This is a genomic window from Micromonospora sp. MP36, assembly GCF_008119785.1.
In the GTDB taxonomy this organism is placed as follows: Bacteria; Actinomycetota; Actinomycetes; order Mycobacteriales; family Micromonosporaceae; genus Micromonospora.
Genome location: NZ_VSFA01000022.1, coordinates 18,741 through 45,035 on the forward strand (window position 1 = coordinate 18,741; position 26,295 = coordinate 45,035).

Genomic DNA, 26,295 nt, shown 5'->3' on the forward strand with positions numbered 1-26,295 from the left:
GGCCGGCGGGGAGGGTTGCGGCGTCACTGGTGCGGTCGTCGGGGTGGGGTACGGCGGGCCCGGCCGCGGCGGGCGGCGGCGCGCAACGCGGCGCGGGCCAGTTCCGGCCGGTCGACGGCGCCGTCGAGGCTGGCCGCGAGGGCCCGCACGGTCGGGTGGCGGAACAGGTCGAGCATGGTGAGCGAGCGGCCGGTGGCCTCGGTGAGCCGGGCGTGCACCGCGGCGAGGGCCATCGAGTGGCCGCCGATGTCGAAGAAGTTCTCGGCGACCCCGACCCGGTCCTTGCCGAGCACCTCCCGCCAGATGCCGGCGATCAGCTCCTCGGTCTCGGTGAGCGCGTCGGGCCCGGCGGGCAGCGGGGCGCGGGCCGGCTCGGCGGCGGCGACGGTCATCGCGCCGAGGGCGGCCACCCGGACCGCCGGGCGCGGCAGCTCGGCGGCCACCCGGTCGGCCGGCGCGTCCGGGTCGGCGGCCAGGGCGCCGACCAGCGCGGCCAGGTCCGCCAGGAGCGCGTCGATCCGGTCGCCGTCGAACAGGTCCGGGTTGTGCACCACCTCGACCCCGGCCCGGCCGGCCCGTTCCACCACGTAGACGGTGATGTCGAAGGGCGAGCCGGGCTTCGGCACCGGCACCGGCTCGACGGCCAGGCCGGCCAGGGCGAGCCGGGGCGGCACGAAGTTGAGCACGTTGAACAGCACCTGCACGAGCGGGGCGCGGGAGGTGTCCCGGCCCACGCCGAGCGCCTCCACGATCCGTTCCAGCGGGGCGCCGGGGTGCGTGGTGACCTCGTGCAGTTCGGCGGCGCAGCGGTCCACCAGCTCGGCGAAGCTGGCGCCGCCGCTGCGGACGCGGACCGGCACGGTGTCGATGAAGAAGCCGATGACGTCGTCGAAGGCGGCCAGCCGCCGGTCAGCGACGATCGCGCCGAGCACGTGGTCGTCGGCCCCGGTGAGCCGGCGCAGCAGCTCGCCGAAGCCGGCCAGCAGCACCGCGGCGACCGTGGTGCCGCGCCGGCCGGCCAGCTCGCGGACCGCCCGGTCGGCGTCCTCGGCGAGCACCACCGCCGCCTCCGCGCCGGCGTACGTCTGCACGGCCGGGCGGGGTCGGTCCCGGGGCAGGTCGAGCACGGTCGGCGCGCCGGCCAGGTGCTCGGTCCACCAGGCCAGGTCGGCCGCGCCCCGGCGGCGGTCCCGCTCGGCTCGCCAGACCGCGTAGTCGGCGTAGGTGGCGGGCAGCGCGGGCAGGGTCGGTGGCTCGCCGACGACCGCGCGGGCGTACGCGGTGGCCAGGTCGTCGTAGAGCAGCGCCTCGGACCAGCCGTCGAAGACCGCGTGGTGCATGGTCAGGGCGAGGACGTGCTCGTCGGCGCCGACCCGGTAGACGGTCCCCTGCCAGGGCGGCCCGGTGGCCAGGTCGAACGCGTGCCCGGCCCCGGCGGCCAGCATGGTGGCCAGCTCCGCCTCGGCGTCGGCGGCGCCGGTCAGGTCCACCACCGGCACGGCCACGTCGGTCGGCTCCTCGCGGACCGCGTACGGCACGCCGCCGGTCTGCGGGATGCGCCAGCGCAGCACGTCGTGGCGCTCGACCACGGCGCGCAGCGCGGCGCCGAGCGCGGCGGTGTCCAGCGGCCCGCGCAGCCGGTGCGCCACCGCGATGTTGTAGGGCGCGCTGGACGGGGCGAGCTGGTCCATGAACCACAGCCGCCGCTGCGGCGGGGCGAGCGTGGGCGGGTTGCCGGTGGTGAACCCGTCGCCGTCGGCGGGGGCGGCGGCGCGAACCCGGTCCACCAGCGCGGCGAAGGTGCGGCCGGTGAACAGGTCCCGGGTGTCGACCTGCCGGCCCAGCTCGGCGCGGAGCGCGGCGACCAGCCGCATCGCGGCGATCGAGTTGCCGCCGGCGGCGAGGAAGTCGCTGTCCGGGCGTGGGGGCGCGCCGAGCAGCCGGGCCCAGAGCCGCCGGACGGTGGCCTCGACCGGGTCGCCGCCGTCGGCGTCGTCCACCGGGGTATCCGGAAGGGACGTGGCCAGGGCGCGCAGCGCCGGCCGGTCCAGCTTGCCGGTGGTCGGGCTGACCGGCAGCGCGGCCAGCCGCACCGTCCGGGCCGGCAGCATCGCGGTGGTCAGCCGGGGCCTGGCGTACGCCCGCAGCGCGCCGTCGTCGGGGGCGTCGGCGGGGATGAGGAAGGCGACCAGCTCGGTGCCGGCCGGTCCGGGTACCGCCTCCACGGCGACCCCGTCGACGCCGGGATGCCCGGCCAGCACCGCCTCGACCTCGCCCAGCTCGATCCGCTGGCCGCGGACCTTGACCTGCCGGTCGGCCCGGCCCAGGTAGACGATCCGGCCGTCGGGCGCCTGGCGGACCAGGTCGCCGGTGCGGTAGAGCCGCTCGCCGGGCCGGTCACCGAACGGGTCGGGGACGAACCGCTCGGCGGTGAGGCCGGGCCGGTTGAGGTAGCCGTCGGCCAGGCCGGGCCCACCGATCAGCAGCTCGCCGGTCTCCCCCGGCGGCATCGGCCGCAGCTCGGTGTCCACCACGTACGCCCGGTGGTTGGGCAGCGGGAGGCCGATCGGCACCGGGTCGGCGTCGGCGGCGGTGAGGTCACCGCTGACCGCCAGCACGGTGGTCTCGGTCGGGCCGTAGCCGTTGAGGAAACGCCGGCCGGGGGCCCAGCGGGCGACCAGCTCGGCCGGGACCGCCTCGCCACCGCAGAGCACCACCCGCCAGGACGGCACCTCCGCCGGATCGAGCAGGGCCAGCACGGTCGGGGTGATGAACCCCCAGGTCACCTCGTGCGCGGCGATGAACCGGGCCAGCCGGACCGGGTCGGCCCGGTCGTCGGCGCCGAGCAGCTGCACGGCGCCGCCGAGCAGCAGCGGCACGAACAGGTCCATGGTGGCCGCGTCGAAGCCAAGCGAGGCGATGCCGAGGCTGCGGACGCCGGCGTCGGCGCCGGTCAGCGCGGTGATCCCGGTGACGAACTCGACCGCGTTGCGGTGGGTGGTGAGCACCCCCTTGGGCCGGCCGGTCGACCCGGAGGTGAACAGCACGTACGCGGGGTCGCCCGGTCGTGCCGGGCAGGGCGCGAGCGGGGCCGGGCCGGGCAGCCCGACCGTCTCGACGTCCGGCTCGTCGCCGAACTGGGCCGCGGCGGCGTCACCGACCACCACCCGGACGCCGGCGTCGCGGGCGATCTCGCGCAGCCGCTCGCGCGGCCCGCCCGGTTCGAGGGGCACGTAGCAGCCGCCGGCCAGGAGCACCCCGAGCACGGTGACCACCAGGTCTGGGGTGCGGGTGCCGCAGACACCCACCCGGTCGGCGCGCCCGACGCCCCGCTCGCGCAGCGCGGCGGCCACCCCGGCGGCCCGGTCGACGAGTTCGGCGTAGCTGAGCCGGTCGTCCCACTGGCGGACGGCCACCGCGTCCGGGGTACGGGCCGCCTGGGCGGTGATCAGGTCGGCGAGGGTCGCGTCCGGCCAGGGCAGGGCCTCGCCGGAGGCGGCGCTGGCGGTCAGGATGTCGGTCACCGGTGGTCTCCCGTGGCTGGATCGGTGATCTGGAGGCGCAGTTCGCTGACGTAGCCGCGTCCCTGCGCGTCGGTCACCCAGGCCTCGTCCGGGGCGGGCAGCAGTTCGCTGACCACCACCGGCACGTCCGGGCTGGTCCGGTGGGCGGCGTCCACCATGGCGCAGAGCGACTGCGCGTACAGCGGGCCGGTCAGGTCGACGTAGCAGGGCTTGATCTCGGTGCCGACCTTGACGAACACCCGCTCGGGCAGGCCGGTGGCCGCCCGCCACCGGCGTACCGCGAGGTAGCGGGCGGTCTCGTCGGCGTGCCCGGCCAGCCCGCACTCGCCCGCCGTGGTGCGCCAGGTACGCCGGGCCACCACCAGCCGGTCGATGGTGATCCGGGGGGTGTGCGGGGCCGGATCGAGCAGCTTGAACGCGTCCAGCAGCAGCGAGTCGAGCAGGCTGGCGAAGACCTCCATGAGCGGCCAGCGGGTGGCGTCCGGGAACACCGCGACCAGTTGGTCGCCGTCACGCTCGACAGTGACCGCGGTGGCCGGCACCAGCCGGTCGACGTCGGCGCCGTGCGCGGTGTCGATGCCGAGCTGGCGGTCCGCGGGCCCGGTGAGGGCGTACGTGGTGCGGGTGGTCCGCCGGGGGAAGCTCTCCGGCCAGAGCACCCGCAGCCGGGCCGGGCCCAGGTCCGCGTCGAGGGCGGCCCGCAGCGCCGCCGGGTCGGGGTGGAACGGGCTCAGCACGGCGCTGTCGTAGGCGACGTGGGCGGGGTGCAGCTCGCCCAGGACGAGCAGGAAGTCGCCCCGAGCAACTGCCTCGGGTGAGGCCGCGCCGAGCTGGACGTCCGGGTTGTGCAGCCGGGCCGACGGCCAGCCGGGGCGGCCGGCCGGGAACAGCTGCCGGACCCGGTCGGCCAGATCCTCGGCGCGCAGCCGCAGCTCCGTCTGCTCGGCGGGCAGGTCGTGCAGGCCGAACAGCTGCGCCCACCGCTCGGTGAACGCCACCCCGGCCCGGCCGATCGGGCCGTCCGGGGCGATCAGCGTCCCCTGGGCCAGCAGCCAGAGGTCGGCCAGCCGCACCAGGCCGTCGGCGGCCAGTTCGTCGTGCAGGTCGGCGAAGAGCTCGGCACACCGGGCCGCGACCTCCATCGTGTACCAGCGGGCGGTCTGCAGCACCACGGCGAGCGGGGCGGCCAGCGCGTCCACGACGGCGGAGCCGACATCGAACGCCAGGTCCCGGCTCGTCTCCTCGTAGCAAACGGTGCGGCCGGCGTACATCTGGCCGCTGTGCCGGGTGGCCGGGCGTCCGGTGACGGCGGTGAACTCGGTGTTCAGCGCGGCGAGGGCGGCGCCGAGCCGGTCGGCGTCGCCGGCCGCGGCGGCGACCTCGTCCCGGGCCGCGCGGAGCCGAGCGAAGCCCGCCCCCATCTCGTCCCGCACCCGGTCGTCGCCGATGGCCGCGATCCGCTCGGCGAGCACCCGCTCGGCGTCCGGGCTCACCGGCAGGTTCGCGCCCCAGATGAGCTGGCCGCGATCGACCCACCGGTCGAGCAGCAGGTAGACGTCGTCGGCACCGTGCACCTCGCCGGCAGCGCGCATCCGCTCGGCCAGCTCGACCGCGGGGGTCCGGCCGTCGCAGGCGGCGAGCAGCCGGGCCTCGGTCGGGGTCAGCGCGATCGGCGGGTGCAGCGGCCAGAGCAGCTGGCGCCCCTCGACGGTCAAGTGCGGTTGCAGCGCCGGGGCCCACCAGCGCCGCACCGCCAGGTCGTCGGCGAGCCGGTCGGCGTACGCGATCAGCGCCCACGCCTCGAAGACCACCTCCCGGCGGTCGACCAGCGCCGGGCCGGGCGACAACCGGACACCCGGCTGCTCCGGGTCGACGGTGCCCCAGCAGACCGGGCCGAAGAAGCCGATGGTCTCCGCCTTGCCGCAGTAGCGCTGCCAGTAGCGCAGCAGGCTCAGTTCGCGCTTGCGCCGGCGTACGTTGCGCACCTCCGGGTCGGTGCGCAGCAGGCCGTCCAGCGCGACGAGCATGTCCGGGTTCTGCCAGGTGACCGCCTCGCGCAGCAGCGGGTCGGCGGCCAGCTCGTTGGCCACTGCGGAGGACTCGGCGAACGCCTCGCGCAGCGTCTTGTCCAGCAGTTCCGGGCTGCTCGCGCCGGCGAGCAGCGCGTCGGCGACGGCCGCCGCCTCGGGCGCGGCGAACCGGTCGAGCCCGGCCGCCGGGAAACCGGCCGTGCGCAACACCACGTCGCGCCAGACCGACCAGCCGGTCTGCCCGAGCGGCAGCAGGTGGCTCGCGGGGGCGGTCACGATTGCTCCTTCCCGTGGGTGTCCACGATGTGCAGCCGCAGCTCGCTGAAGTAGCGGCGACCGGCCGCGTCGGGCACCCAGGCCTGGTCCGGGGTGGGCAGCATCTCGCTGACCACCAGCGACACGTCGTCGCCGCCGTCGACCCGGGCGGCGCGGGCCATGGCACAGCACATGTTCGCGAAGGCGGGGCTGCTCAGGTCCACGAAGCAGGGCTTGGTCTCGGTGCCGAGCTTGACGTACACCTGCTCGGGCAGGCCGAGCCGGCGGCGCCACTCCCGGACGGCGAGGAACCGCTGCCGCTCGCCGGTCACCGTGGCCAGGCCGCTCTCCCCCACCGTGGTCCGCCAGGTCTGCCGCGCCACCACCACGTTGTCGAGGGTGATCCGGGGCGTGTACGGGGCGGCGGCGACCAGCTTGAACCCGTCCACCGCGTGCGCGCTGAACAGCTCGGCGAAGACCTCGGTGAGCGGCCAGCGCTGGCCGTCGGAGGCGGTGGCGACGAACTGCCCGTCGACGTCGCTGACCGTCAGGTCCACGGTGGGCAGCAGCCGACCCGGCTCGCCGCCGGGGGCCGTCTGGAAGGCGAGGTGCCGGTCGGTCGGGCCGGTCAGCGACTCGGAGGTACGGCTGGTCCGGCGCGGCCAGTCACTCGGGAAGAGCAGCCGGATCCGCCGCTGGCCCAGGTCCTCGGCCAGCGCGGCGCGCAGCCGCTCGACGTCCGGGTGCGAGGGGGTGAACACCGCGCAGTCGAACGACGACCAGGCGGCGTGCAGCTCACCGAGGACGACCGTGTACTCGCCCCGGCGCAACGCCTCCGCGTCGGTGGCGCAGATCTGCAGGTCGGGGCTGTGCATCACGGCGTTGGACCAGTCCGGCCGGGTGCCCGGGAAGACCTCGTCGATCCGGTCGGCCAGGTCGGCCGCGCGCAGCCGCACGTCGGTGGTGCCGGGGGGCAGCGCGTCCAGCCCGAACAGCCCGGCCCAGCGGGCGGCGAACTCGGCGGCGACGGCGTCCACCGGCCGCTCCCCGCCGCCCCAGAACAGACCCTGGGTCAGGAACCACAGGTCCGCCAGGGCGACCGGGCCGCCACCGGCCTCGGCGCGCAGCTCCTCGTAGAGCCCCCGGAGCACCTCCCCGTACGCCTCGGCCAGCGCGTTGGCCATCCAGCGGGCGGCGCGCAGCAGCACGTCCAGCGGGGCGGCGAGCTCGTCCAGCAGCGGCGCCCCGAACACCACCGCCAGGTCGCGGGCGGTGTCCTCGTAGCAGATCGTCCGGCCGGCGTACATCTGCCCGGCGCGGCGGCTGGCCGGGGTGCCGGTCAGCTCGGTGAAGGTGGCGTCGAGGGCGTCGAGGGCGGCGCGCAGCCGGTCCGGGTCCCCGGCCGCGGCGGCCACGGCGTCCCGCGCGACGCGCAACCGGTCGAACCCGGCCTGGGCGCTCGCGCGGGCCGCCTGGTCACCGATCGCGGCGATCCGGGCGGCGAGCACCTGCTCGGCGTCCGGGCTGACCGGCAGGGCGGCGTCCCAGGTGATCAGTTCCCGTTCCACCAGGCGGTCGAGCAGCGCGTACCCGTCCTCGGGCCGGCGCAGCCCGACGGCCGGGTCGGTCACCAGGTCGGCGGCGGACCGGCGGCCGTCGGCCGCGGCGAGCAGCGCGGCCTCCACCGGGGACAGCGACAGCGGCGGGCGCCCGGGGCGCAGCACGGTCCGGTCCCGGACGGCGAGCTGCGGCAGCAGCATCGGTGGCCACCAGCGGCGCACCGCGAGGTCCGCGCCGATCCGGTCGGCGTACGCGGCCAGCGCCCAGGACTCGAACCACACCCAGCGGCGGGCGGTGAGCTGCGCGCCGGCGCGTACCCGGACGGCCTCCGGCTGATCGGGGTCGAGGGTGACCCAGCAGCTGGGCCCGAAGAAGCCAACCGTCTCGTTCTTGCCGCAGTAGCGCTGCCAGTACTTGAGCAGCGCCCGTTCCCGGTCGCGGCGCTTCACGTTGCGGGGCGCGTCGCCGCCGGCGCGCGCCAGGCCGTCCAGCGCCACCAGCGCACCCCGGTTCTGCCAGGTGACCGCCTCGCGCAGCAGCGGGTCGGCGGCCAGTTCGGTCAGCCGGTCGGCGGCGGCCCGGACGGCCTCGTCGAACTCCTTGTCGTACCGGTCCTCACAGGAACCGGTGGCCAGTAGTTCGTCGGCCGCCGCGGCGGCCCGGGGGGCGGAGAGAAGGTCGAGGCCGGTGGCCGGGAAGCCGGTGGTGCGCAGGATCGCGTCGCGCCAGACCGACCACCCAGTGTCGCCCAGCGGCACCCGGTGCGCGTCGGGGACGGCGGCCCGTCCGGCTGCCGGGCCGCCGACCGCCGGGGCGTCGACGGTCAGCGCGCCGGCCAGGTCGGCGCGGATCGCGGCCAGCACGTCGGGGAGCTGGTCGTGCAGGAAGAAGTGCCCGCCGTCGATCTCGTGCAGGGTGAACCCGGCGGCGGTGTGCTCCGCCCAGGCGGCGCTGTGCTCGCGGGTGACCGCCCGGTCACGGACGCCGCTGAACGCGACGATCGGCACCGGCAGCGGCTCGCCGGCCACGTACCGGTAGCTGTCCACCCGGCCGAAGTCGGCCCGCAGCAGCGGCAGCAGCAGCTCCACCAGCTCGGGATGGTCGAGCAGCTCGGCGGGGAGCCCGCCGCCCTCGCCGAGGCGGCGCAGCAGTTCCTCGTCGTCCACCCGGGACAGCCCGTCGAAGAGGCTGGGCGCGCCCACGTGCGGGGCGCGGGCGCCGCCGACGTACAGGCGCAGCGGCAGCGGCCGGCCGGACCGGCGCAGCTCCCGGACCACCTCGAAGCCGACCCGGCCGCCCATCGAGTGCCCGTAGATGGCGTACGGGCGGTCGGCCCGGGAGGCGATGGCGGCGGCGACGTCGGCCACGTCGAAGCGCGGGTCCTCGCTGATCCGGTTCTCCCGGCCGGGCAGTTGCACCGGCAGCACCTCGACGTCCGGGCCGATCCCTTCCTGCCACCGCCGGAACGCGCTGGCGCCGGCTCCGGCGTAGGGCAGGCAGAACAACCGCACCGGCGCCTGGGGTCGGCTTCCGGCGGAGACGAACCAGTTCACCGTGGACCTTTCTGCACGGGGTCGATCCAGTACCGCTGGCGCTGGAACGGGTAGGTGGGCAGCCCGGTACGCCGGACCGTGCCCTCGGGATGCAGGACGTCCCAGTCGACGTCCCGCCCGGCGACCCAGTCGGCCGCCAGTTCACGCAGCGGGCCACCGTCGCCGGCGATCCGGGCGTCGGTGTCGAGCAGCACGTCCAGCGCGGCGAGCGCGCCCGGCAGGTCGGCGGCGACCACGGCGGCCCGGTGGGCGAACGCCTGCCGGCCGAGCGCCAGGGTGGCGGCGACCTCGGGCAGCGCCGGCACGGCGCCGGCCAGGTGGGCCCGCAGCCGGGTCAGCGCGGCCCGCAGCGCCACCGGGGTACGCGCGGACACCGGCAGCAGCCAGGGGCCGTCGGCTGGGGCGTCCAGCGGCTCGTCCGGCGGGGGCTGCTCCACCACCACGTGCGCGTTGGTGCCGCCGAGCCCGAAGGCGCTGACCCCCGCCACCCGGCGCGGGCCCTCCGGCCAGTCCCGTGCCTTGGTGGGCACGTAGAACGGGCCGGCGGCCAGGTCGATCTCCGGGTGCGGGCGGGTGAAGTGCAGGTTCGGCGGGATCACGCCGTGCCGTACGGCGAGCACCGTCTTGATCAGCCCGGCGATGCCGGCGGCGGCGTCGAGGTGGCCGATGTTGGTCTTCACCGAGCCGAGCGCGCAGGACTCGGCGGGCCCGCCGGCGTACACCTCGTGCAGCGCGGCCACCTCGATGGCGTCGCCGAGGGGCGTGCCGCTGCCGTGGCCCTCGACGAAGCGGACCTCGCCGGGGGCGACCTCGGCGGTGGCGAGGGCGTTCGCGACGGCGGCGGCCTGCCCGGCCGGGCCGGGGACGGCGAAGCCGGCCCGGTCCGCACCGTCGTTGGTGACCGCCCAGCCGGGCAGCACCGCGTAGATCCGGTCCCCGTCGGCCTGCGCGTCGGCGAGCCGGCGCAGCGCGACCACGCCGACCCCGGAGCCGAAGCCGGACCCATTGGCGCCCTCGTCGAAGGCGCGGCACCGGCCATCCGGGGAAGCCAGCCCGCCCGGGGTGTGCCGGTGCCGGGGCCAGGTGACGGTGACGCCGCCGGCGAGGGCGATGTCGCACTGGTAGTCGGCGAGGCTCTGCGCGGCGAGGCAGACCGCGACCAGGGAACTGGAGCAGGCGCTCTGCACGGCCAGCGCGGGCCCGGTCAGCCCGAGCCGGTAGGCGACCTGCCCGGGCAGGTGGTCGGTGAACTGCCGGCCGATCAGCCGCGCCTCCCAGTCGTCCGGGTCCACGTCGCCGACCACCGCGGGGTTGTCGAGCAGGTGGAACAGGAAGTACCGGTTGGCGGAGGCGGCCGAGTAGACCCCGATCAGGCCGGGGAACCGCGCGGGGTCGTGCCCGGCGTCCTCCAGGGCCTCCCAGGCGGTCTCCAGGAAGAGTCGGTGCTGCGGGTCGGTCCGGGCGGCCTCGTCGGCGCCGAAGGCGAAGAACTCGGCGTCGAAGTCGGCCACCCCGTCGAGCCGGCCGACCGCCCGCACGTGCCGTGGGTCGTTGCGCAGCCCCGGCCCGACGCCGAGCGCGGCCAGTTCCTCGTCCGTGTGGTCGTGGATGGAGTCGACGCCGGTGCACAGGTTCCACCAGAAGGTGGCCACGTCGGGGGCGCCGGGGAAGCGGCCGGCGAGCCCGACCACGGCGATCTCGTCGCCGGTGTACTCGCGGGGCGCGGCGGCCGGGGCGGCCGGCACGGGCAGCACCGGCGCGCGGACCGCCTCGGACGGGGCGTCGAGCAGCGCCGCCTGGGCGGCCACCGTGGGGTGGTCGAACAGGCGCAGCATCGGCAGCCGCACCCCGAAGTGTTCGGCCAGCCGCTGCTGCACCTGGCCGAGGAGCAGCGACTGCCCGCCCACGTCGAAGAAGCTGTCGTCGCGCCCGACCGCGTCGCGGCCGAGCACCGCGCACCAGATGTCGTGCACGATCCGCTCGGTGTCGGTGGTCGGCGCGGCGCCGGCGGGCACCTCGCGGGCCGGGTCGGGCAGCGCCCGCTCGTCCACCTTGCCGGTGACGGTGAGCGGGAACTCGTCGAGCACCACCACCGCGCGGGGCAGCGCGTACTCGGGCAGCGCCGCGGCGAGGGCGGCCCGCAGCGCCGCCGCGTCCGGCCGGGTCCCGTCGGCCGGACGGGCGTACGCCAGCAGCTCGCCGTCCCGGGCGATGGCCCGTACGCCGGCCACGCCGGGCTGGGCGGCGAGCACCGCCTCGATCTCGGTCAGCTCGACCCGGTGCCCGCGTACCTTGACCTGCCGGTCGAGCCGGCCGAGGCAGACCAGGTCGCCGCCGGGCAGCCGCCGGCCGAGGTCGCCGGTGCGGTACGCGCGCACCCCGTCGGCGGCCACGGTGAACCGGTCGCTGTCCTGGTTGAGGTAGCCGGGGGCGAGGTGCGGGCTGCGCACCACGATCTCCCCGGTGTCCGGGGCGAGGTGCAGCTCGTAGCCGGGGAACGCGGCGCCGATCGGCAACGGGCCGGTGGCGGCCGGATCCACGGTGGACAGCGGCAGGGCGTACCGCGCGACGAAGGTCATCTCGGTGGCGCCGTAGCCGTTGACCAGCTCGCAGTCCGGCGCGAAACGGCCCCGGCCGCGGGCCGCGTCGGCGTACGTGGCCTGCTCGCCGCCGAGCAGGACCACCCGGACCGCGTCGAGCCGCCGGTCGCCGAGGGTGTCGAGCAGGAACCGGTAGACCGTGGGCGTGCAGTGCAGCACGGTCGCCCGGTGCCGGTCGAGCTGTTCGACCGCGTACGCGGGCCCCTGCCGGCGCAGGTCGACCGGGATCACGGCGGCGCCGGTGAGCAGTGCCGGGTACAGGTCCGGGATGGCGGCGTCGAAGCTGAACGAGGCGAGCAGGCTGAGCCGGTCGGTCGGACCGATGGCCAGCGCGGCGATCTGGTTGTCGACGACGTGCGCCAGGTTGCGGTGGGTCTGCCCGACCGCCTTGGGCACCCCGGTGGAGCCGGAGGTGAACAGCACGTACGCGAGCGCGTCCGGATCGACCGGGACCGGCCGCAGCGGGGCGGGCGGCACGTCGTCCAGCGGCACCACGGTCCGGCCGTCGGCGAGCCCGCGGGCGAGCTCCCGGTGCCCGGCAGCGCAGGCGATCGCGCTCACCCCGGCGGCGGCGAGCATGTGGCGCAGCCGGTCGACCGGGAAGCCCGGGTCCAGCGGCACGTACGCGCATCCCGCGGCGAGGGCGCCGAGGAGCGCGGCGACGGTCGGCGCGCCGTGCGCGGTGAGCAGGGCGACCCGGTCGCCGGGTCGGACGCCGGCGGCGGCGAGCGCGGCGGCGTGCCCACCGGCAGCGCCGGCCAGCTCGGCGTAGCTGACCTCGTGGGTCTCATCGAGCAGGGCCGGACGATCACCGTGGCGTGCCGTCATCTCGCCGAAGCGATTGATGATTATCGACGTCGACATGTCAGGGAGTGGATGTTTCCCTACAGGCGGCAGGCGCGCAGGGTTCCACGCTTGTGATCATGATCCCCCCCAGGACTACACAATGGATGCAGGATATGACTCAATCTTTCGATGGGAAGGGGATCGATCAGGGTCGAGCCGAAGGGGGGACGAGGGCCTGGAACCTCGGACGGCAGAATTCGTCCGATCATCCCTCTAGCGCGGAAACGATTTTCGGCGTAGAAGGCTACCTACGAGTTATTTTCCGGTGAAAATATCGCTACGCCGTGGATTCTTCGCCGTCAGGGCGCCGCTGTCGCTGCTCAACCCGGATCCCGGGGAGCTTCCTCACGCATCGTACGGCGGACGCGGGATCGGGTCCACCATGGCGTCGAAACCCTTCGGCAGCTGCGCGAGCAGGTCCTGGAACTCGCCGACCGTCACCGCCTCGCGCAACGTGATGAGCACCGCGCGGGTGCCCACCTCGGCGACCGCCGGATCCACCTTGGCCCGTTCGGCCACCCGGTGCACGAAGGCGACCGCTCCCCCGCCCCCGGCCGGCGCGGCCGGCGCGGCCAGATAGCTGCCCAGCTCGTCCGGCAGCTGCGCGGCCAGCTCCGCCGACTCATGCCCGGTCACCCGCTCGGCGAGCGTCTGCAGCACCGCCCGGCAGATCGTGGCCGCCTGCTCGGCGGGCAGCTCGGCGCGGCGGGACACCGCCTCGACGAATCGGGGAAACCGCACGCCGCCCTCCTGTCGTCGCCGGCGCGCCGCCGGGTTGCCGACGACCCCAGCTCGGGGCGGCTGGCGCCGCGCGACGATCTGGAGCCGTCGGTGGGTACCCGCGACCCGGCGGGGCAAACGGCGCTCACCGCCCGGCGGGCACCCCCGCCTCGGCCTCCGCCGGTTGGGGCAGGTCCTCCCGGCGCGGGAAATCCCGGGTCCGCCAGACCGGCGACCAGCGGGTGACCAGCGCCGCCCCACCATGCCGGCCGCAGCCAGCGCGAGGTACGCCGGCGCCCCCAGCAGCCCGGTCAGCGCGCCGCCGAGGGCCGCACCGAGCGGCATCGCTCCCCAGATCACGAACCGGCTGGTCGCGGTCATCCGGGACAGCATCGCCGGGGGCGTGGCAGCCTGCGCTCGCCCGCCGGCGCGGCGTGGCGGTCGCCGGCACCGACGAGTTCGCCGCCCGGCGTGCCACCCCGCCCGGCCTGCGGGTCAGCCTCAGCGCCGACGGCGACACCGTCCGCACCGCGCTGCACGCCCTGGCCTGGCTGCTGCCCGGCTGACCGGGCTAGGACCTACCGCAACGCGCCGGTCGACCACAGGTGGTCGAAGACGAGCTGGTTCGCCGGGGAGACCCGGTGCCGGTCGGCGTAGCCGAGCCAGGCCAGCTCCTCGATCTCGCTGGCCGGCCGCAGCGTGCCCCGGTAGTCGGCGGCGTAACAGGTCATCCGCACCAGCGTCCCGGCGGCGCGCCCGTGGGCCGGCGCGGTGAAGGTGCCCACGTGCCTGGCCGACTCCGACACGATCGCCACGCCCAGTTCCTCGGTGACCTCCCGGGCCAGGGTCTCCAGGTCGGTCTCACCCGCCTCCCGCTTGCCGCCGGGCAGATACCAGACGTCCTTTCCCCGGGACCGGGCGCACAACACCCGGCCGTCCTCGACCCGGATCCAGGCCACCTTGTCGATCTCGCCCACGGCACTCCGTTACCTATCAGTGCGCTCTGGTGAGCACATGGTCGGCAGTCCCGCCTGACGGTGGGACGGTCCCGGTCTCACCCGCCTGGGCGGTGCCGGGTTGACGTTTCACGGCCACCGGCCCGCCGGGGCGGGTCTTATGGTCGGCTCCACGTCCTGCCACCGGGCCACTCCCGGCGGTGGTTGCCTCAGCCGCGATCGCGGCTAGGTTACGTGCGGCGTTGAGGTCCCGGTCGAGGACCAGGCCGCACGAGGTGCACTTGTAGGTACGCGCGGACAGGGCCAGTTTGGCTTTCACCGTGCCACATGCCGAGCAGGTCTTGCTGGAGGGATACCACCGGTCGGCCACCACCAGCCGGCCGCCGTTCCATCCGGTCTTATAGGTCACCTGCCGGCGGATTTCACCGAACCCCGCGTCGGCGACACGCCGGGCCAGGCGCCGGTTGCGCAGCATGCCGGCGACGTTGAGGTCTTCGACCACGATCGTGCCGTACTTGCGGGCGAGGCGGGTGGTGAGCTTGTGCAGTCCGTCGCGGCGCAGGTTCGCCACCCGCGCATGCGCCCGGGCCACCTGCCGCCGCGCCCGTTCCCACCGCTGCGACGGCCGCTGACCGGTACGCCGGTCCGGGCCAACCCGGCGGGACATGCGCCGGGCCAGACGCCGCATCCGCTTGGCCGCGTCATCCAGGTGACGCGGGTTGGGGATCATCTTGCCGGTCGACAGCACCGCCAGGTGAGTGATCCCCACGTCCACCCCGAGCACCGCCCGCGGCCGCCACGGTGCCCGATCGGCCCGCTCGATTTCAACGCAGAATGCGACATGCCACCGTCCGCCGTCACGACGCACGGTCGCGGACAGGATCCGGGCCGTGCCCGCCTCGAGACGGCGGGCGAGTTTACGGGCGGACTCGTGCAGCTTGAGCCGGCCCAGCCGGGGCAGTACGACGTGCTGGCGGTCCGGCTCCACCCGGATCGCACCCGTGGTGAACCGGATGCTCGGCGTGCTGCGGCGACGGGACTTGAACCGCGGGAACCCGACTCGCCGCCCCTTCCGCTTGCCCGTACGCGAGTCGGACCAGTTCTTCAAACCGCAGGCCAGGGCATCCAGGCCGGTGTTGAACGCCTCCTTGGAACACTCCGGCCACCACGGCGCCACGTCCGGCTTCGCCTGGTTCCACGCCTTGCGCAACTGTGCGAGATTCCACCCGACCGTTGGGGTCAGCAACTCCTCAGGCACACCGTAGGTGCGTTCCGCAGCGCGCTGGTCCATGACGGCCTTCACCCGGGCCAGGGCCCAGTTGTACGCCACCCGGGCCGCGCCGGCGTTGGCGAGCACCTCACGCTCCTGCGCCGGCGTCAGATCCAACGCGAACCGGTACGCCTGCACCACCTTCACGCGGCGCACTCCCCGCCGGTGGCGGCGTCGACCGCGCGGCGGGCCCGGTCCGCTGCCGCCCGACGCCCGTACAAGCGAGCGCACAGCGAGGTCAGGATCTCGGTCACGTCGCGCACCAGATCGTCATCAACCTCGGCCGGGTCGACCACCAGCAGGCGGCGGCCCTGCGCGGACAGCGCGGCTTCGACGTACTCGGCACCGAACCGGGCGAACCGGTCCCGATGCTCCACCACGATCGTGGATACCGCCTTGTCGGCTAGGAGCGCGAGGAACTTCTTGCGTCGCCCATCGAGGGCCGAACCGATCTCGGTGACCACCTGGTCCACCGTCAGACCCTGCCCGGTAGCCCAGGCGGTCACCCGGGCAACCTGCCGGTCAAGGTCGGCGCGCTGATCGACCGACGACACGCAGGCGTACACCGCGACCACGTGTCGTCCGTGCGCAGGGGGTGCCGGCTCGCCAATCACGATCAGCCGGCCGGTCTGGTAGGCGGGAACGGGCAGCTTCCCGGCCGCGAACCACCGCCGCGCGGTCGCATACGACACGCCCTGCGACGCCGCCCACTCCTTCAGGTTCACACCCACATTCTAGCGCACTCCTGAGCACTCATGCATACTGAGCCGGCAACAGCCGGAACCCCGGCTCGGCTGCGGCACCACGCTATCGGACCCGCTGAGTAGGCTGCCCGCATGGCCCGCACCACCCATCCCGGCGCCTGCCCGCTGGACTGTCCGGACACCTGCGTCTGGCAGCTCACGGTCGAGGACGGCCGGGCCGTCGCGCTGCGCGGCGACCGCGACCACCCGTTCACCCGGGGCGCGCTGTGCGGCAAGGTCAACCGTTACCTCGACGCGGTCAACGGACCCGACCGGCTGACCACCCCGTACGTCCGGACCGGCCCGAAGGGCGTCGGCCGGGTCGCCTACCGGCCGGCGAGCTGGGACGAGGGGGTCGAGCGGGTGGCCGCCGGGCTGCGCGCGAGCATCGACCGCCACGGCCCGGAGGCGATCCTCCCGTACTACTTCGCGGGCACGATGGGCCACGTGCAGGGCTGGACGATGGGTCCCCGGCTCTTCGCCCACCTGGGCGCGTCACGGCTGGACACCACCATCTGCACCGCCGCCTCGCGGGCCGCGCTGGGCTCGATCTACGGCGGCTCGGTCGGCTTCGAGCCGGAATCCATCGTGGACGCCCGGCTCATCGTGCTGTGGGGCGCCAACCCGCTCGCCACCAACCTGCACCTGTGGCCGTTCGTGCAGCAGGCCCGGGAGCGCGGCGCGCACCTGGTCACCATCGACCCGCTGCGCACCGACAGCGCGGCGCGCAGCGACGAGCACGTCGCGCCGCTGCCCGGCACCGACGCGGCCCTGGCGCTGGGGCTGATGCGGCACGTCCTCGACGCCGGCGCGGCCGATGAGGAGTGGCTGGCGGCGCACACGGTCGGCTGGCCGGAGTTGGCGGCCCGGCTCGGCGAGTGGCCGGTGGAGCGGGCGGCCGCGGAGTGCGGCCTGCCGGTCGAGGCGGTCCGCCGCCTCGGCGAGCGCATCGCCACCACCCGGCCCACCGCCGTCCGGGTCGGGCTGGGCCTGCAACGGCACCACGGCGCGGGCCAGGCGATCCGGGCGATCTGCGCGCTGCCGCTGGTCACCGGCGATTTCCGCTACCCGGGCGGCGGCGCGCTCGTGTCGACCAGCGGGCACCACCCGATCGACGAGGGACCGGTGATCCGGCCGCCGGGCATGCCCGCGCCGCGAGCCCGGCTGGTGAACATGAGCCGGCTCGCCGCGGTGCTCACCGGGGAGGCCGACCCGCCGGTGACCTCGCTGGTGGTGTTCAACGCCAACCCGGCCGCCACCGCCCCCGACCAGACCCGGCTGCTCACCGGCCTGCGCCGCGCCGACCTGTGCACCGTCGTGCTGGAGCAACGCTGGACCGACACCTGCGACTACGCCGACGTGGTGCTGCCGGCCACCATGCAGCCCGAGCACCTCGACCTGCACTCCTCCTACGGGCACCACTACACGACGCTCAACCTGCCGGTGACCCGGGCGCCGGGCGAGGCGCTGCCCAACACCGAGATCTTCCGCCGGATCGCCGCCGCGCTCGGGATCGACCATCCCCGGCTGCGGGACAGCGACGAGGACCTGGCCCGGCAACTGTTGCGCGGCACGCCGGTCAGCTTCGAGGAGCTGTGCGAGCGGACGTACGGCCGGACCAGCGGGGTGGCGGTCGGGTCCGCCCCGTACGCCGAGGGCGGCTTCCCCACCCCCGACGGTCGGGCCCGGCTGCACGACCCCGCATTGGCCCGGCGCGGGGTGGACCCGGTCGTCGGCTACACCCCGCCGGTGGAGGCCGCCGACCCGGCGCTGGCCCGCCGGTTCCCGCTGGTGCTCGTCGCCCCGGCTGGCCGGTATCTGATGAACTCCACCTTCGCCTCGCTGCCCTGGCACGCCCGGCGGACCGGGCCGCCCCGGGTGCACCTGCACCCGGACGACGCGGCGGCGCGTGGCCTCGCCGACGGCGACGCCGTGCGGGTCCACAACGACCGGGGCGCGTTCCTGGCGGCGGTCGCCGTGGACGACGCCACGCGGCCCGGGCTGGCGTTCACCTACAAGGCGTACTGGGCGCGGCTGAGCCCGGGCCGGGCCACGGTCAACGCGGTCACCGCCGTCCGCGACGCCGACCTGGGCGGCGCCCCGACGTTCCACGACTGCCGGGTGGAGGTCGAGCCGGTGCTGGCCGCGCTGCTGACGGTGGAGCCGCCCCAGGACGACGAGGCCGTGCCGCCGCCGCCCCGCGAGGCGACGGACGATCCGGCCGGGCCGGTGCCACGACCGACGGAGGCCGTGCCGGCCGGATGAGGCGGCCGGCGGCGTCCCGGCGGGTGCGTCAGCCGGCGGGGTGCGTCGGCCGGACCGGGCCGTCGGGTGCGGCGTGCCGGCGGTCAGCCGACCACCCGGCTGCGCCGTTCCAGCAGGACCACGTCCCGCCACCGGCCGTGGTGCCGGCCGACCCGCTCGCGGACGCCGACCACCCGGAACCCGGCCCGCTCGTGCAGCGCCAGGCTGGCCGTGTTCTCCGGGAACACCCCGGACTGGATGGTCCACACGCCGGCCGCCTCGGTGGCGGCGATCAACTCGTCGAGCAGCCGGCGGGCCACGCCCCGCCCCCGGGCGGCCGGGTCGACGTACACCGAGTGCTCGACCACCCCGGCGTAGACCGCGCGGGTCGAGGTCGGCGAGACGGCGATCCAGCCGAGCACCCGGTCGTCGGGGTCCACCGCGACCAGGCGGTACGCGGGCAGCTTCGCCGCGTCGAACGCGGGCCACGAGGGGGCGACCGTCTCGAAGCTGGCGTCGCCCTCGTCCAGCCCCTGCTGGTAGATGGCCAGCACCCGGTCGGCGTCCTCGGGGCGCATCGCCCGGACCCGCACGTCACCCATGGCCGCAGGATAGCCAGCGGGGCGGTTCACCCCTCGGCGAGGGCGTCCAGCAGCAGGGCGGCGGTCCAGCTGAACGCCGGCGAGCCCAGCCCGGCCCCGGTGTCCGGGTGGAAGTATTCGTGGCAGCCACTGCGGGCGGCTATCGCCAGCATGGACTCGCGCAGGCCGGCGGCCAGGTCGGGGCGGTGGTGGGCGAGCAGCCCGCGCCACAGCAGCCAGCTGGTGTTCAGCCAGCTCGGGCCGCGCCAGTAGCGCAGCGGCTCGAAGTCCGGCGCGGTGCGGTCGTAGGTGGGCAGCGGGCGGTCCATCCGGGCGGCGAGCCCGAACCGGGGCGAGCCCGCCTCGGCGAGCACCGCCCGCACCTGGCGGGCGGGCAGGTCGGGCAGGATGAGCGGCATCAGCCCGAGCACCGTGCGGGCCGGGATCAGCCGGCCGGTGCGCACGTCACGCGGGTGGAAGGTGCTGGTGGCCGGGTCGTACAGCCGGTCGACCAGGGCCTGGGTGAGCCGCGCCGCGCGTTCCCGGTGCGGCCCCGGGTCGGCGCCGACCACCGCGGCGATCCGGGCCAGCGCGTGCTCGGCCAGCCCGAGCGCCGCGTTGACCAGCGGGCACTCCACCAGGAACGGGTGCCGGCCGAGCAGGCCCTCGTCCCGGTAGCGCCCCGCCCGGTAGGCGTCGACGAGCGCCACGTAGCGCGCGTAGTCCAGGTCCGTGGGGCGGTGCGCCGCGTCGGCGTGCGCGGTGTCGTGCCGGCGGTACGCCCGCATGACCTCGGCGTCGGCGGGCACCGCGGCCAGCGGGGCGTCCCAGGCGGGGCTGTTGTCCAGCCCGGACTCCCACGGGTGCACCACGGCGGCCAGCCCGGCGCCGCCGACGTCCCGCGCGCCGGTCAGGTAGCGCTGCTGGGCGACCAGCCGCGGGTAGAGCCCGCGCAGTGCCCGCACCGACGCCTCGGAGGGGGCGCGGCGGTGCACCAGCCAGGCGGCGGGGGCGTGCACCGGTGGCTGGACGATCCCGGAGGTGGCCGCCGCGGGGGCGCCGGCGGCGCGGGCGGTGTCCCAGAACTCCGGCCCGGGGAAGTACGAGCCGGCCCGCAGCGCGGGGTTGAACACGATGTGCGGCACCCGCCCGTCGGCCCACTGCGCGGCGAACAGGGTGTGCAGCTCCCGCCAGGCCCGATCCGGGCGGAAGTGGGCCAGCCCGACCGCGATGAACGCCGAGTCCCAGCTCCACTGGTGCGGGTAGAGGGTGCGCGACGGCACGGTGTGGTCGTGTTCCCAGTTGGCGTCGAGGGTGGTGATCGCCAGCCGGCGCAGCGCGGCGGCGCGTTCCGGGCCGGTCGAGCGGGGGTCGCCGGCCCGCGACTCGGCGAGTGTGCCGGGGAGCCTCAGCGCCCGCTCGGCAGCCGCACGAGCAGCGCCGTGCCCCATGGTTCGCTCACCACGCTCGCTCATGCGGCCGCCTGCCGGGGCCGGGCCTGGGCGAGCACCGTGGCCGCCTGGCGCAGCGCGGCGACGGGCTCCCCGCGCAGCCGGCACTCGACGGCCAGCCAGCCGGCGTAGCCGAGGTCGTCGAGGGTGCGCAGCAGCTCCGGCCAGTCCAGGTGGCCGGCCCCGGGCTGGTAGCGGTTGGAGTCGCTGACCTGCACGTGCCCCAGGTACGGCGCGGCCGCGCGCAGCGCCGCGGGCACGTCGTCCTCCTCGATGTTCATGTGGAAGGTGTCGGCGACCACGCGCACCGAGGGCAGGCCGACGGCCCGGCACAGCGCGACCGCCTCGTCGAGGCGGTTGACCATGTGGTCCTCGTAGCGGTTCAGCGGCTCCAGGAAGAGGGTCACCCCCTCGGCGCGGGCGTGCTCGCCCAGCTCGCCGAGGGCGTCGACGAGCACCTGCCGGTCGCCGGCGGGCGGGCGGGGCGGCTCGAACGGCGGCAGCCGGCGGGAGAACATCCCCCAGGCGGCGGGCGTCATCGCGCCGATCCCGCCGATCTCGGCGATCACCGAGAGCTGGGAGCGCAGGTTGCGCACCGCGTCCCGGGAGCGCTCCGGGTCGAAGTCGCCGATGAAGTGGTCCATCTCGACGCAGACGGTGGGCAGCACCACGCCGTCGGCGCGGGCCCGGCGCAGCTCGGGCAGCCGGCGGGCGAACGCCAGGTCGCCGCGGCCGCGCAGCTCGATGCCCTGGTAGCCGAGCGAGACGGCGAGGGCGTACTTGTCGGACAGGCTGGCGCCGGGAAGCAACTGCTCCTGGCAGGCGAGTGGAATGGCCATCAGAACCTCAGCACCACTTGGAGGACGGCATCGTCACCGCGGTCGAGCAACGCCAGCGCGTCGGCCACCGCGCCCGCGTCGACGACGTGGCTCACCAGCGGCAGCGGATCGACGCTGCCCTCGGCCACCAGGTCCATGAAGGTGTGGGCGATCCGGGGCCCGGTCCACCGGCCGGCCGTGCCGGGTGCCGGGGCGGGCCCGGAGACCTGGGCCGCCACCAGCTGGATCCGGTTGTGGTGGAACTCCTCGCCGAGCCCCAGCCCGTGGGCGTACCCCTGGTAGAAGCCGGCGGCCACGACGCGGCCGGCGTGGGTGGTGGCGCGGATCGCCTCGTGCAGCGCCGGGTACGACCCGGACAGCTCCAGGCAGACGTCCGCGCCCCGGCCGTCGGTGGCCGCGTGCAGCACGGCGGCGGCCGAGTCGACGGCGGCGTCGACCACCCGGCGGGCGCCGAGCGCGACGGCGTGCGCCAGCCGGGCCGGCACCCGGTCGACCGCGACGACGCGGGCCCCGGAGAGGACGGCGAGCCGGGTGCCGAGCAGCCCGATCACCCCCTGCCCGAAGACCCCGACCCAGTCGCCGAGGTGCAGGTCGCCGGCGAGCACGGCGGTCAGCGCGATGGCGCCCGGGCGGGCGAAGACGGCGGCGAGCGGGTCGAGCCCGGGGGCGAGCGGGGTGACCGTGCCGGCGGGCACCACGGCCTCGGCCCGGTGCCCCCAGATGCCCCAGACGAGCTGGCCGGGCCGACGGTCGGCGACGTCCGGGGCCACCTCGACGACCTCGCCGACCTCCTCGTAGCCGAAGCCGACCACCGGGTACGCGGGCGCGGCCTGCCGGGGCACGAACATCCGGGTGGCGGCGTCCCAGTCCTTGCTGAGCCGGGGGTTGCTGCCCCGGTAGAGGGTCAGCTCGGTGCCGGCAGAGATGCCGGAGTAGCGGGTGCGGACGCGGACCTGGCCGGGGCCGAGCGGGTCCGGGGGGCAGGGCTCCAGGCTGACGCGCCGGGGCCCGGCCAGAGAGACAACCCAGTTGGCCATGGCGTCGCTCCGAGGGAAGTGCCGGGCCCAAGTGTAAGCCGAAATATTGGTAAATGTCTTGTAGATGATCAATCGAGGGCGTTAGATCCCTGATGTACCCTTCGAGAGGAGTGCCACCGATGTCATCACCCTCGATGCGGATCCTCGCTTCTACCCTGATCATGGCATTTGCCGGGACAATCGTGGTGGCCTGCGGCGACGACGCGCGGAAAACCGACAGTTCCCAGCTGACCGTGTGGAGCCTGGAGGACGTGGCCGACCGGGTCACCGCCACCAAGGCGATCATCGCCGACTACACCGCGAAGACCGGGGTCAAGGTCAACCTGGTCACCGTCAACGAGGACCAGTTCCCGTCCCTCATCGCGTCCAGCGCCGCCGCCGGCGACCTGCCCGACGTGGTCGGGGCGGTCCCGCTGGCCGGCGTCCGCACCCTCGCCGGCAACGAACTGCTGCACCCGGACGCCAACCAGGAGGTGGTCGACAAGCTGGGTCGGGACACCTTCTCGCCGCGGGCACTGGAGCTGACCGCCGACGGCGGCAAGCAGCTCGCCGTCCCCAGCGACGGGTGGGGGCAGCTGCTGGTCTACCGCAAGGACCTGTTCGCCGCCGCCGGCCTGCCCGCCCCCGACACGTACGAGAAAATCGCCGTCGCGGCGGCGAAGCTGAACACCGGCGGCGTCGCCGGCATCACCGCGGCCACCGCCCCCGGCGACGTGTTCACCCAGCAGACCTTCGAGCACCTGGCCCTGGCCAACAACTGCCAGCTCACCGACGACTCGGGCGCGGTGAAGCTGGACTCCCCCGAGTGCGTCGAGGCGTTCCGCTTCTACGGCGAGCTGATGCGCGACCACTCGGTCAAGGGCGCACAGGACGTGGACACCACGCGGGCCACCTACTTCGCCGGCAAGGCGGCCATGCTGATCTGGTCGCCGTTCATCCTCGACGAGCTGGCCGGGCTGCGCAACGACGCCAAGCCGACCTGCCCGCAGTGCCAGCGGGACCCGGCGTTCCTGGCGAAGAACAGCGGTTTCGTCACCGGGATCAAGGGGCCGAACGGCACCGAGCCCGCCCAGTACGGCGAGATCAGCTCGTGGGCCGTGCTCGACGGCGCGGCCGACCCCGCGAAGTCCTTCGTGGAGTACATGCTCTCCGACGGCTACCCGCGCTGGTTCGGCATGTCCCCCGAGGGCCGCTTCCCGGTCCGCAAGGGCACCGGCGACGACAAGGAGAAGTTCCTCACCGCCTGGAACACCAGCCAGGCCGGCGTGGACACCAAGCAGCCGCTGTCGCAGGTGTACGGCGAGGACGTGCTGGCCACCCTGCGCCGCAGCCCGGACACCTTCCAGCGCTGGGGGCTCAGCCAGGGCCAGGGCAAGTTGGTCGGGGCGATCCTCGGCGAACTGCCCGTGCCGAAGGCCCTCGCCGACGTGATCGCCGGCAAGTCCGACGCCGCCGCGGCCGCGAGCCGGGCGAAGAAGGACGTCGAGGCGATCGCCAAGGGCGTCAAGTGACCACCACCGCGCCGGAGGCCGGCCGCTCCCCCACCCGGGAGCGGCCCCGCCCCGGCCGACGCCCGCTCACCCTGCGCCGCCGCGAGTCCCGCGCCGGGCTCGCGCTGGTCACCCCGACACTGCTCGTCGTGGTGGCGGTGATCGGCATCCCCATCGTCTGGACGATCGTCCTGGCCTTCCAGCGGGTACGCCTGGCCACCCTGCGCCGGACCGGCCTGTTCGGCGAGCTGACGCTGGACAACTTCGACCGGGTGCTGCACACCCCCGGCTTCGCCGACACGCTCTGGACCACGCTGGTCTACAGCATCGGCGGCACCGCCGGGTCGATCCTGGTCGGGCTCGTGGCGGCGCTGGTGGTCCGCCGGCCGTTCCGGGGCCGCACCGTGGTCCGGGCGTCCATGCTGCTGCCGTACGTGGCGCCGGTGGTCGCGATGGCCTTCGTCTGGCAGGTGATGCTCGACCCGCAGCTCGGGATCGTCAACGACTGGGGACGGCGGTTCCTCGGCTGGGACGCGCCGATCCCGTTCCTCTCCCAGGACTCCACCGCGCTCTGGACGGTCATCGCGTTCGAGGCGTGGCGCTACTTCCCGTTCGCCTTCCTGTTCCTGCTGGCCCGGCTCCAGGCCGTACCCGGTGAGCTGGAGGAGGCGGCACGGGTCGACGGGGCCACCCCGACCCAGCGGTTTCGGCACATCCTGCTGCCGCAGCTGATGCCGGTGATCGCGCTGCTCGGGGTGCTGCGGTTCATCATGACGTTCAACAAGTTCGACGACGTCTACCTGCTCACCGGCGGCTCGGCCGGCACCGAGGTGGTCAGCGTCCGGGTCTACCAGTTCCTCACCGCGCGTACCGACATCGGCGCGGCTGCCGCGCAGGCGGTCGTGCTGGCCGTGGTGCTGATCGTGTTCGTCGCGATCTACCTGCGCTTCTTCGCCCGGCGAGGAGAGGTGTGATGTACCGGGACCGGATCGAGACGGTCAGCCTGCGCTGGCTGCGCCGGCTGGTGATCGCCGTCTTCCTGCTGGTCACCCTGCTGCCGTTCTGGTACATGCTGGTGCTCTCGGTCCGCCCCATGGAGCGGCTGCTGCTCGACCCGGGCTCGCTGCTGGTGCCGGTCGGCGAGCTGACCGTCGCCACCTACGCCGAGGTGCTCAGGGCCACCGAGGACGGTGGGCAGGGTTTCCTCACCTTCATCCGCAACAGCGGCCTCGTCGCGCTGGCCGCCACGGCGCTCACCCTCGTGGTCGCCATCCCCGGCGCGTACGCGGTGTCCCGACTGCGGTTCTTCGGCCGGCGGCAGGTCCACGCGCTCTTCCTCGCGGTGTACCTGTTCCCGTCGATCGTCATCGCGATCCCGCTGTTCGTGGTCTTCACCCGGGCCGGGCTGCGCGGGTCGCTGGTCGGGCTGGTGCTGGTCTACATCTCCCAGACGCTGCCGGTCTCGGTCTACATGCTCAAGAACTACTTCGAGACCATCCCGGTCAGCCTGGAGGAGTCCGCCGCGATCGACGGGGCCGGCCGCCTCGGCGTCATCCGCCGGGTCAGCCTCCCCCTCGCCGCGCCGTCGGTCATGGCGGTCGCCCTGTACGACTTCATGATCGCGTGGAACGAGTTCCTCTTCGCGCTGCTCTTCCTCGTCGACCGGCCGAACCGGTGGACCGTCTCGCTGGGCCTGTCGCTGCTCTCCGACGGGGTCGAGGTCCCGAAGACGGTGCTGATGGCCGGGTCGGCGATCCTCACCCTGCCCATCGTGGTGCTCTTCTTCGCCAGCGAGCGACTGCTCACCGAGGGGCTCACCAGCGGCGCGGAGAAAGGGTGATTTGACCTTGCCCGGTGCGGCCCGCAGGATGGCCCGGTGCGGGCGGTCGCGGAACGGACGGTCGGCGGGCGGCTGGCCCGACTGATCACCGAGGTGCTCGCGCCGAGCGTGCTGGTGACCGCGATGCCGCTGCTGGTGGCCGCCGGGGCCAGCCACGACCTGGGCAGCTTCCTGCGCTGGGCCGGCACCGCGCTGCTGTTCTGCGCGGTCATCCCGGTCGGCGTGATCGTCCACGGCGTACGCCGGGGCCGGCTCACCGACCGGCACGTCGGCGACCGGACCCAGCGGGCCCGCCCGCTGCTGACGGGCCTGGCCTCGGTGGCGGTCGGCATGGGCCTGCTCGTCGCGCTGCGCGCCCCGGCCGAACTGTTCGCCATGATCGTCGTGATCTTCGTGGTCGGCGCGGCCTGCACCCTGGTGAACCACTGGTGGAAGCTGAGCATCCACGCCGCCGTGGCCGCCGCCTCCGCGGCCGTCCTGGTGCTGCTCCACGGCCCGGCCCTGCACGTCGGCTGGCTGCTGGTGGCCGCGGTCGCCTGGTCGCGGGTGGTGCTGCGGGACCACACCTGGCCGCAGGTCGCCGCCGGCACCGCCCTCGGCGCCCCGCTCGCCGCCGGCACCTTCCTCGCCCTCACCTGAACCCGCCGAATCCATCTGGCGGTGCGGTCTGGCTCCCGGAAAGCGCGGCCATCCGGGCGACGAACAGCCACCCTTCCGGGGATCTGGGCCCTGCCGGGGGCACCCTGTAGATCAGTT

The 26,295-nt window shown here is 75.0% G+C and carries 18 protein-coding genes; 6 read left to right on the forward strand and 12 right to left on the reverse strand.

What is annotated here, in order from left to right:
- Positions 1–23: 23 nt before the first annotated feature.
- From FXF52_RS17570 to FXF52_RS17590, 5 genes are all read right to left on the reverse strand, one after another.
- The gene (locus FXF52_RS17570) at positions 24–3,524 is read right to left on the reverse strand and encodes a non-ribosomal peptide synthetase (protein ID WP_148797995.1); all 3,501 of its coding nucleotides are present in this window, start codon (positions 3,522–3,524) and stop codon (positions 24–26) included.
- Entirely contained in the window at positions 3,521–5,830 is a 2,310-nt protein-coding gene (locus tag FXF52_RS17575; protein ID WP_148797996.1) for a lantibiotic dehydratase, read from the reverse strand. Before FXF52_RS17575 ends, FXF52_RS17570 begins: the two co-directional genes overlap by 4 nt.
- Positions 5,827–8,922, reverse strand: a complete 3,096-nt coding sequence (locus FXF52_RS17580; protein WP_148797997.1) for a thioesterase domain-containing protein — start codon at positions 8,920–8,922, stop codon at positions 5,827–5,829. The genes FXF52_RS17575 and FXF52_RS17580 overlap by 4 nt, the downstream gene beginning before the upstream one ends.
- Positions 8,919–12,386 carry an AMP-binding protein gene (locus tag FXF52_RS17585; RefSeq protein WP_148797998.1) on the reverse strand — a complete coding sequence of 1,156 codons (3,468 nt, stop codon included), beginning with the start codon at positions 12,384–12,386 and terminating at the stop codon, positions 8,919–8,921. Before FXF52_RS17585 ends, FXF52_RS17580 begins: the two co-directional genes overlap by 4 nt.
- Positions 12,387–12,713: 327 nt before the next feature.
- On the reverse strand, positions 12,714–13,109 hold the full coding sequence (locus FXF52_RS17590; protein ID WP_148797999.1) for a DUF2267 domain-containing protein: 396 nt from the start codon (positions 13,107–13,109) through the stop codon (positions 12,714–12,716).
- A 413-nt stretch (positions 13,110–13,522) separates the two neighbouring features.
- Between FXF52_RS17590 and FXF52_RS43125 the strand changes: the two genes are divergently transcribed.
- On the forward strand, positions 13,523–13,654 hold the full coding sequence (locus tag FXF52_RS43125) for a hypothetical protein (protein ID WP_255472061.1): 132 nt from the start codon (positions 13,523–13,525) through the stop codon (positions 13,652–13,654).
- A 12-nt stretch (positions 13,655–13,666) separates the two neighbouring features.
- Here FXF52_RS43125 and FXF52_RS17595 read toward each other — a convergent pair whose 3' ends face one another.
- Genes FXF52_RS17595 through FXF52_RS17605 form a run of 3 tightly spaced genes read right to left on the reverse strand, consistent with a single transcriptional unit; the run spans position 13,667 to position 16,039 of the window.
- On the reverse strand, positions 13,667–14,065 hold the full coding sequence (locus FXF52_RS17595; RefSeq protein ID WP_148798000.1) for an NUDIX domain-containing protein: 399 nt from the start codon (positions 14,063–14,065) through the stop codon (positions 13,667–13,669).
- Between the two features lie 16 nt (positions 14,066–14,081).
- The gene (tnpB, locus tag FXF52_RS17600; protein WP_148798001.1) at positions 14,082–15,461 is read right to left on the reverse strand and encodes an IS607 family element RNA-guided endonuclease TnpB; all 1,380 of its coding nucleotides are present in this window, start codon (positions 15,459–15,461) and stop codon (positions 14,082–14,084) included.
- Positions 15,458–16,039 carry an IS607 family transposase gene (locus tag FXF52_RS17605; RefSeq protein WP_148798002.1) on the reverse strand — a complete coding sequence of 194 codons (582 nt, stop codon included), beginning with the start codon at positions 16,037–16,039 and terminating at the stop codon, positions 15,458–15,460. The genes tnpB and FXF52_RS17605 overlap by 4 nt, the downstream gene beginning before the upstream one ends.
- Before the next feature lie 111 nt (positions 16,040–16,150).
- Between FXF52_RS17605 and FXF52_RS17610 the strand changes: the two genes are divergently transcribed.
- A complete protein-coding gene (locus FXF52_RS17610; protein WP_148798003.1) occupies positions 16,151–18,322 on the forward strand; it encodes a molybdopterin-dependent oxidoreductase in 2,172 nt (723 codons plus the stop codon).
- Positions 18,323–18,405: 83 nt separating this feature from the next.
- Here FXF52_RS17610 and FXF52_RS17615 read toward each other — a convergent pair whose 3' ends face one another.
- From FXF52_RS17615 to FXF52_RS17630, 4 genes are read right to left on the reverse strand one after another with little or no spacing between them, the layout of a single operon-like run.
- Complete coding sequence (locus FXF52_RS17615) at positions 18,406–18,903, reverse strand: GNAT family N-acetyltransferase (protein WP_148798004.1); 498 nt, start codon at positions 18,901–18,903, stop codon at positions 18,406–18,408.
- Between the two features lie 26 nt (positions 18,904–18,929).
- Positions 18,930–20,357, reverse strand: a complete 1,428-nt coding sequence (locus tag FXF52_RS17620; RefSeq protein ID WP_255472064.1) for a hypothetical protein — start codon at positions 20,355–20,357, stop codon at positions 18,930–18,932.
- The gene (locus tag FXF52_RS17625) at positions 20,354–21,172 is read right to left on the reverse strand and encodes a sugar phosphate isomerase/epimerase family protein (protein ID WP_148798005.1); all 819 of its coding nucleotides are present in this window, start codon (positions 21,170–21,172) and stop codon (positions 20,354–20,356) included. Before FXF52_RS17625 ends, FXF52_RS17620 begins: the two co-directional genes overlap by 4 nt.
- The gene (locus FXF52_RS17630; RefSeq protein WP_148798006.1) at positions 21,172–22,209 is read right to left on the reverse strand and encodes a zinc-binding alcohol dehydrogenase; all 1,038 of its coding nucleotides are present in this window, start codon (positions 22,207–22,209) and stop codon (positions 21,172–21,174) included. The genes FXF52_RS17625 and FXF52_RS17630 overlap by 1 nt, the downstream gene beginning before the upstream one ends.
- A gap of 119 nt (positions 22,210–22,328) precedes the next feature.
- On the opposite strand from FXF52_RS17630, the gene FXF52_RS17635 reads away from it, so the two are divergent.
- The 4 genes from FXF52_RS17635 to FXF52_RS17650 are packed head-to-tail and all read left to right on the forward strand — an operon-like array spanning position 22,329 to position 26,178.
- On the forward strand, positions 22,329–23,720 hold the full coding sequence (locus FXF52_RS17635; RefSeq protein WP_148798007.1) for an ABC transporter substrate-binding protein: 1,392 nt from the start codon (positions 22,329–22,331) through the stop codon (positions 23,718–23,720).
- On the forward strand, positions 23,717–24,673 hold the full coding sequence (locus FXF52_RS17640) for a carbohydrate ABC transporter permease (RefSeq protein ID WP_148798008.1): 957 nt from the start codon (positions 23,717–23,719) through the stop codon (positions 24,671–24,673). The genes FXF52_RS17635 and FXF52_RS17640 overlap by 4 nt, the downstream gene beginning before the upstream one ends.
- Positions 24,673–25,539, forward strand: coding sequence for a carbohydrate ABC transporter permease (locus FXF52_RS17645; protein WP_148798009.1), 867 nt, complete (start codon positions 24,673–24,675; stop codon positions 25,537–25,539). Before FXF52_RS17640 ends, FXF52_RS17645 begins: the two co-directional genes overlap by 1 nt.
- Before the next feature lie 36 nt (positions 25,540–25,575).
- A complete protein-coding gene (locus FXF52_RS17650; protein ID WP_148798010.1) occupies positions 25,576–26,178 on the forward strand; it encodes a phosphoesterase PA-phosphatase in 603 nt (200 codons plus the stop codon).
- The last annotated feature ends 117 nt before the right edge of the window (positions 26,179–26,295 follow it).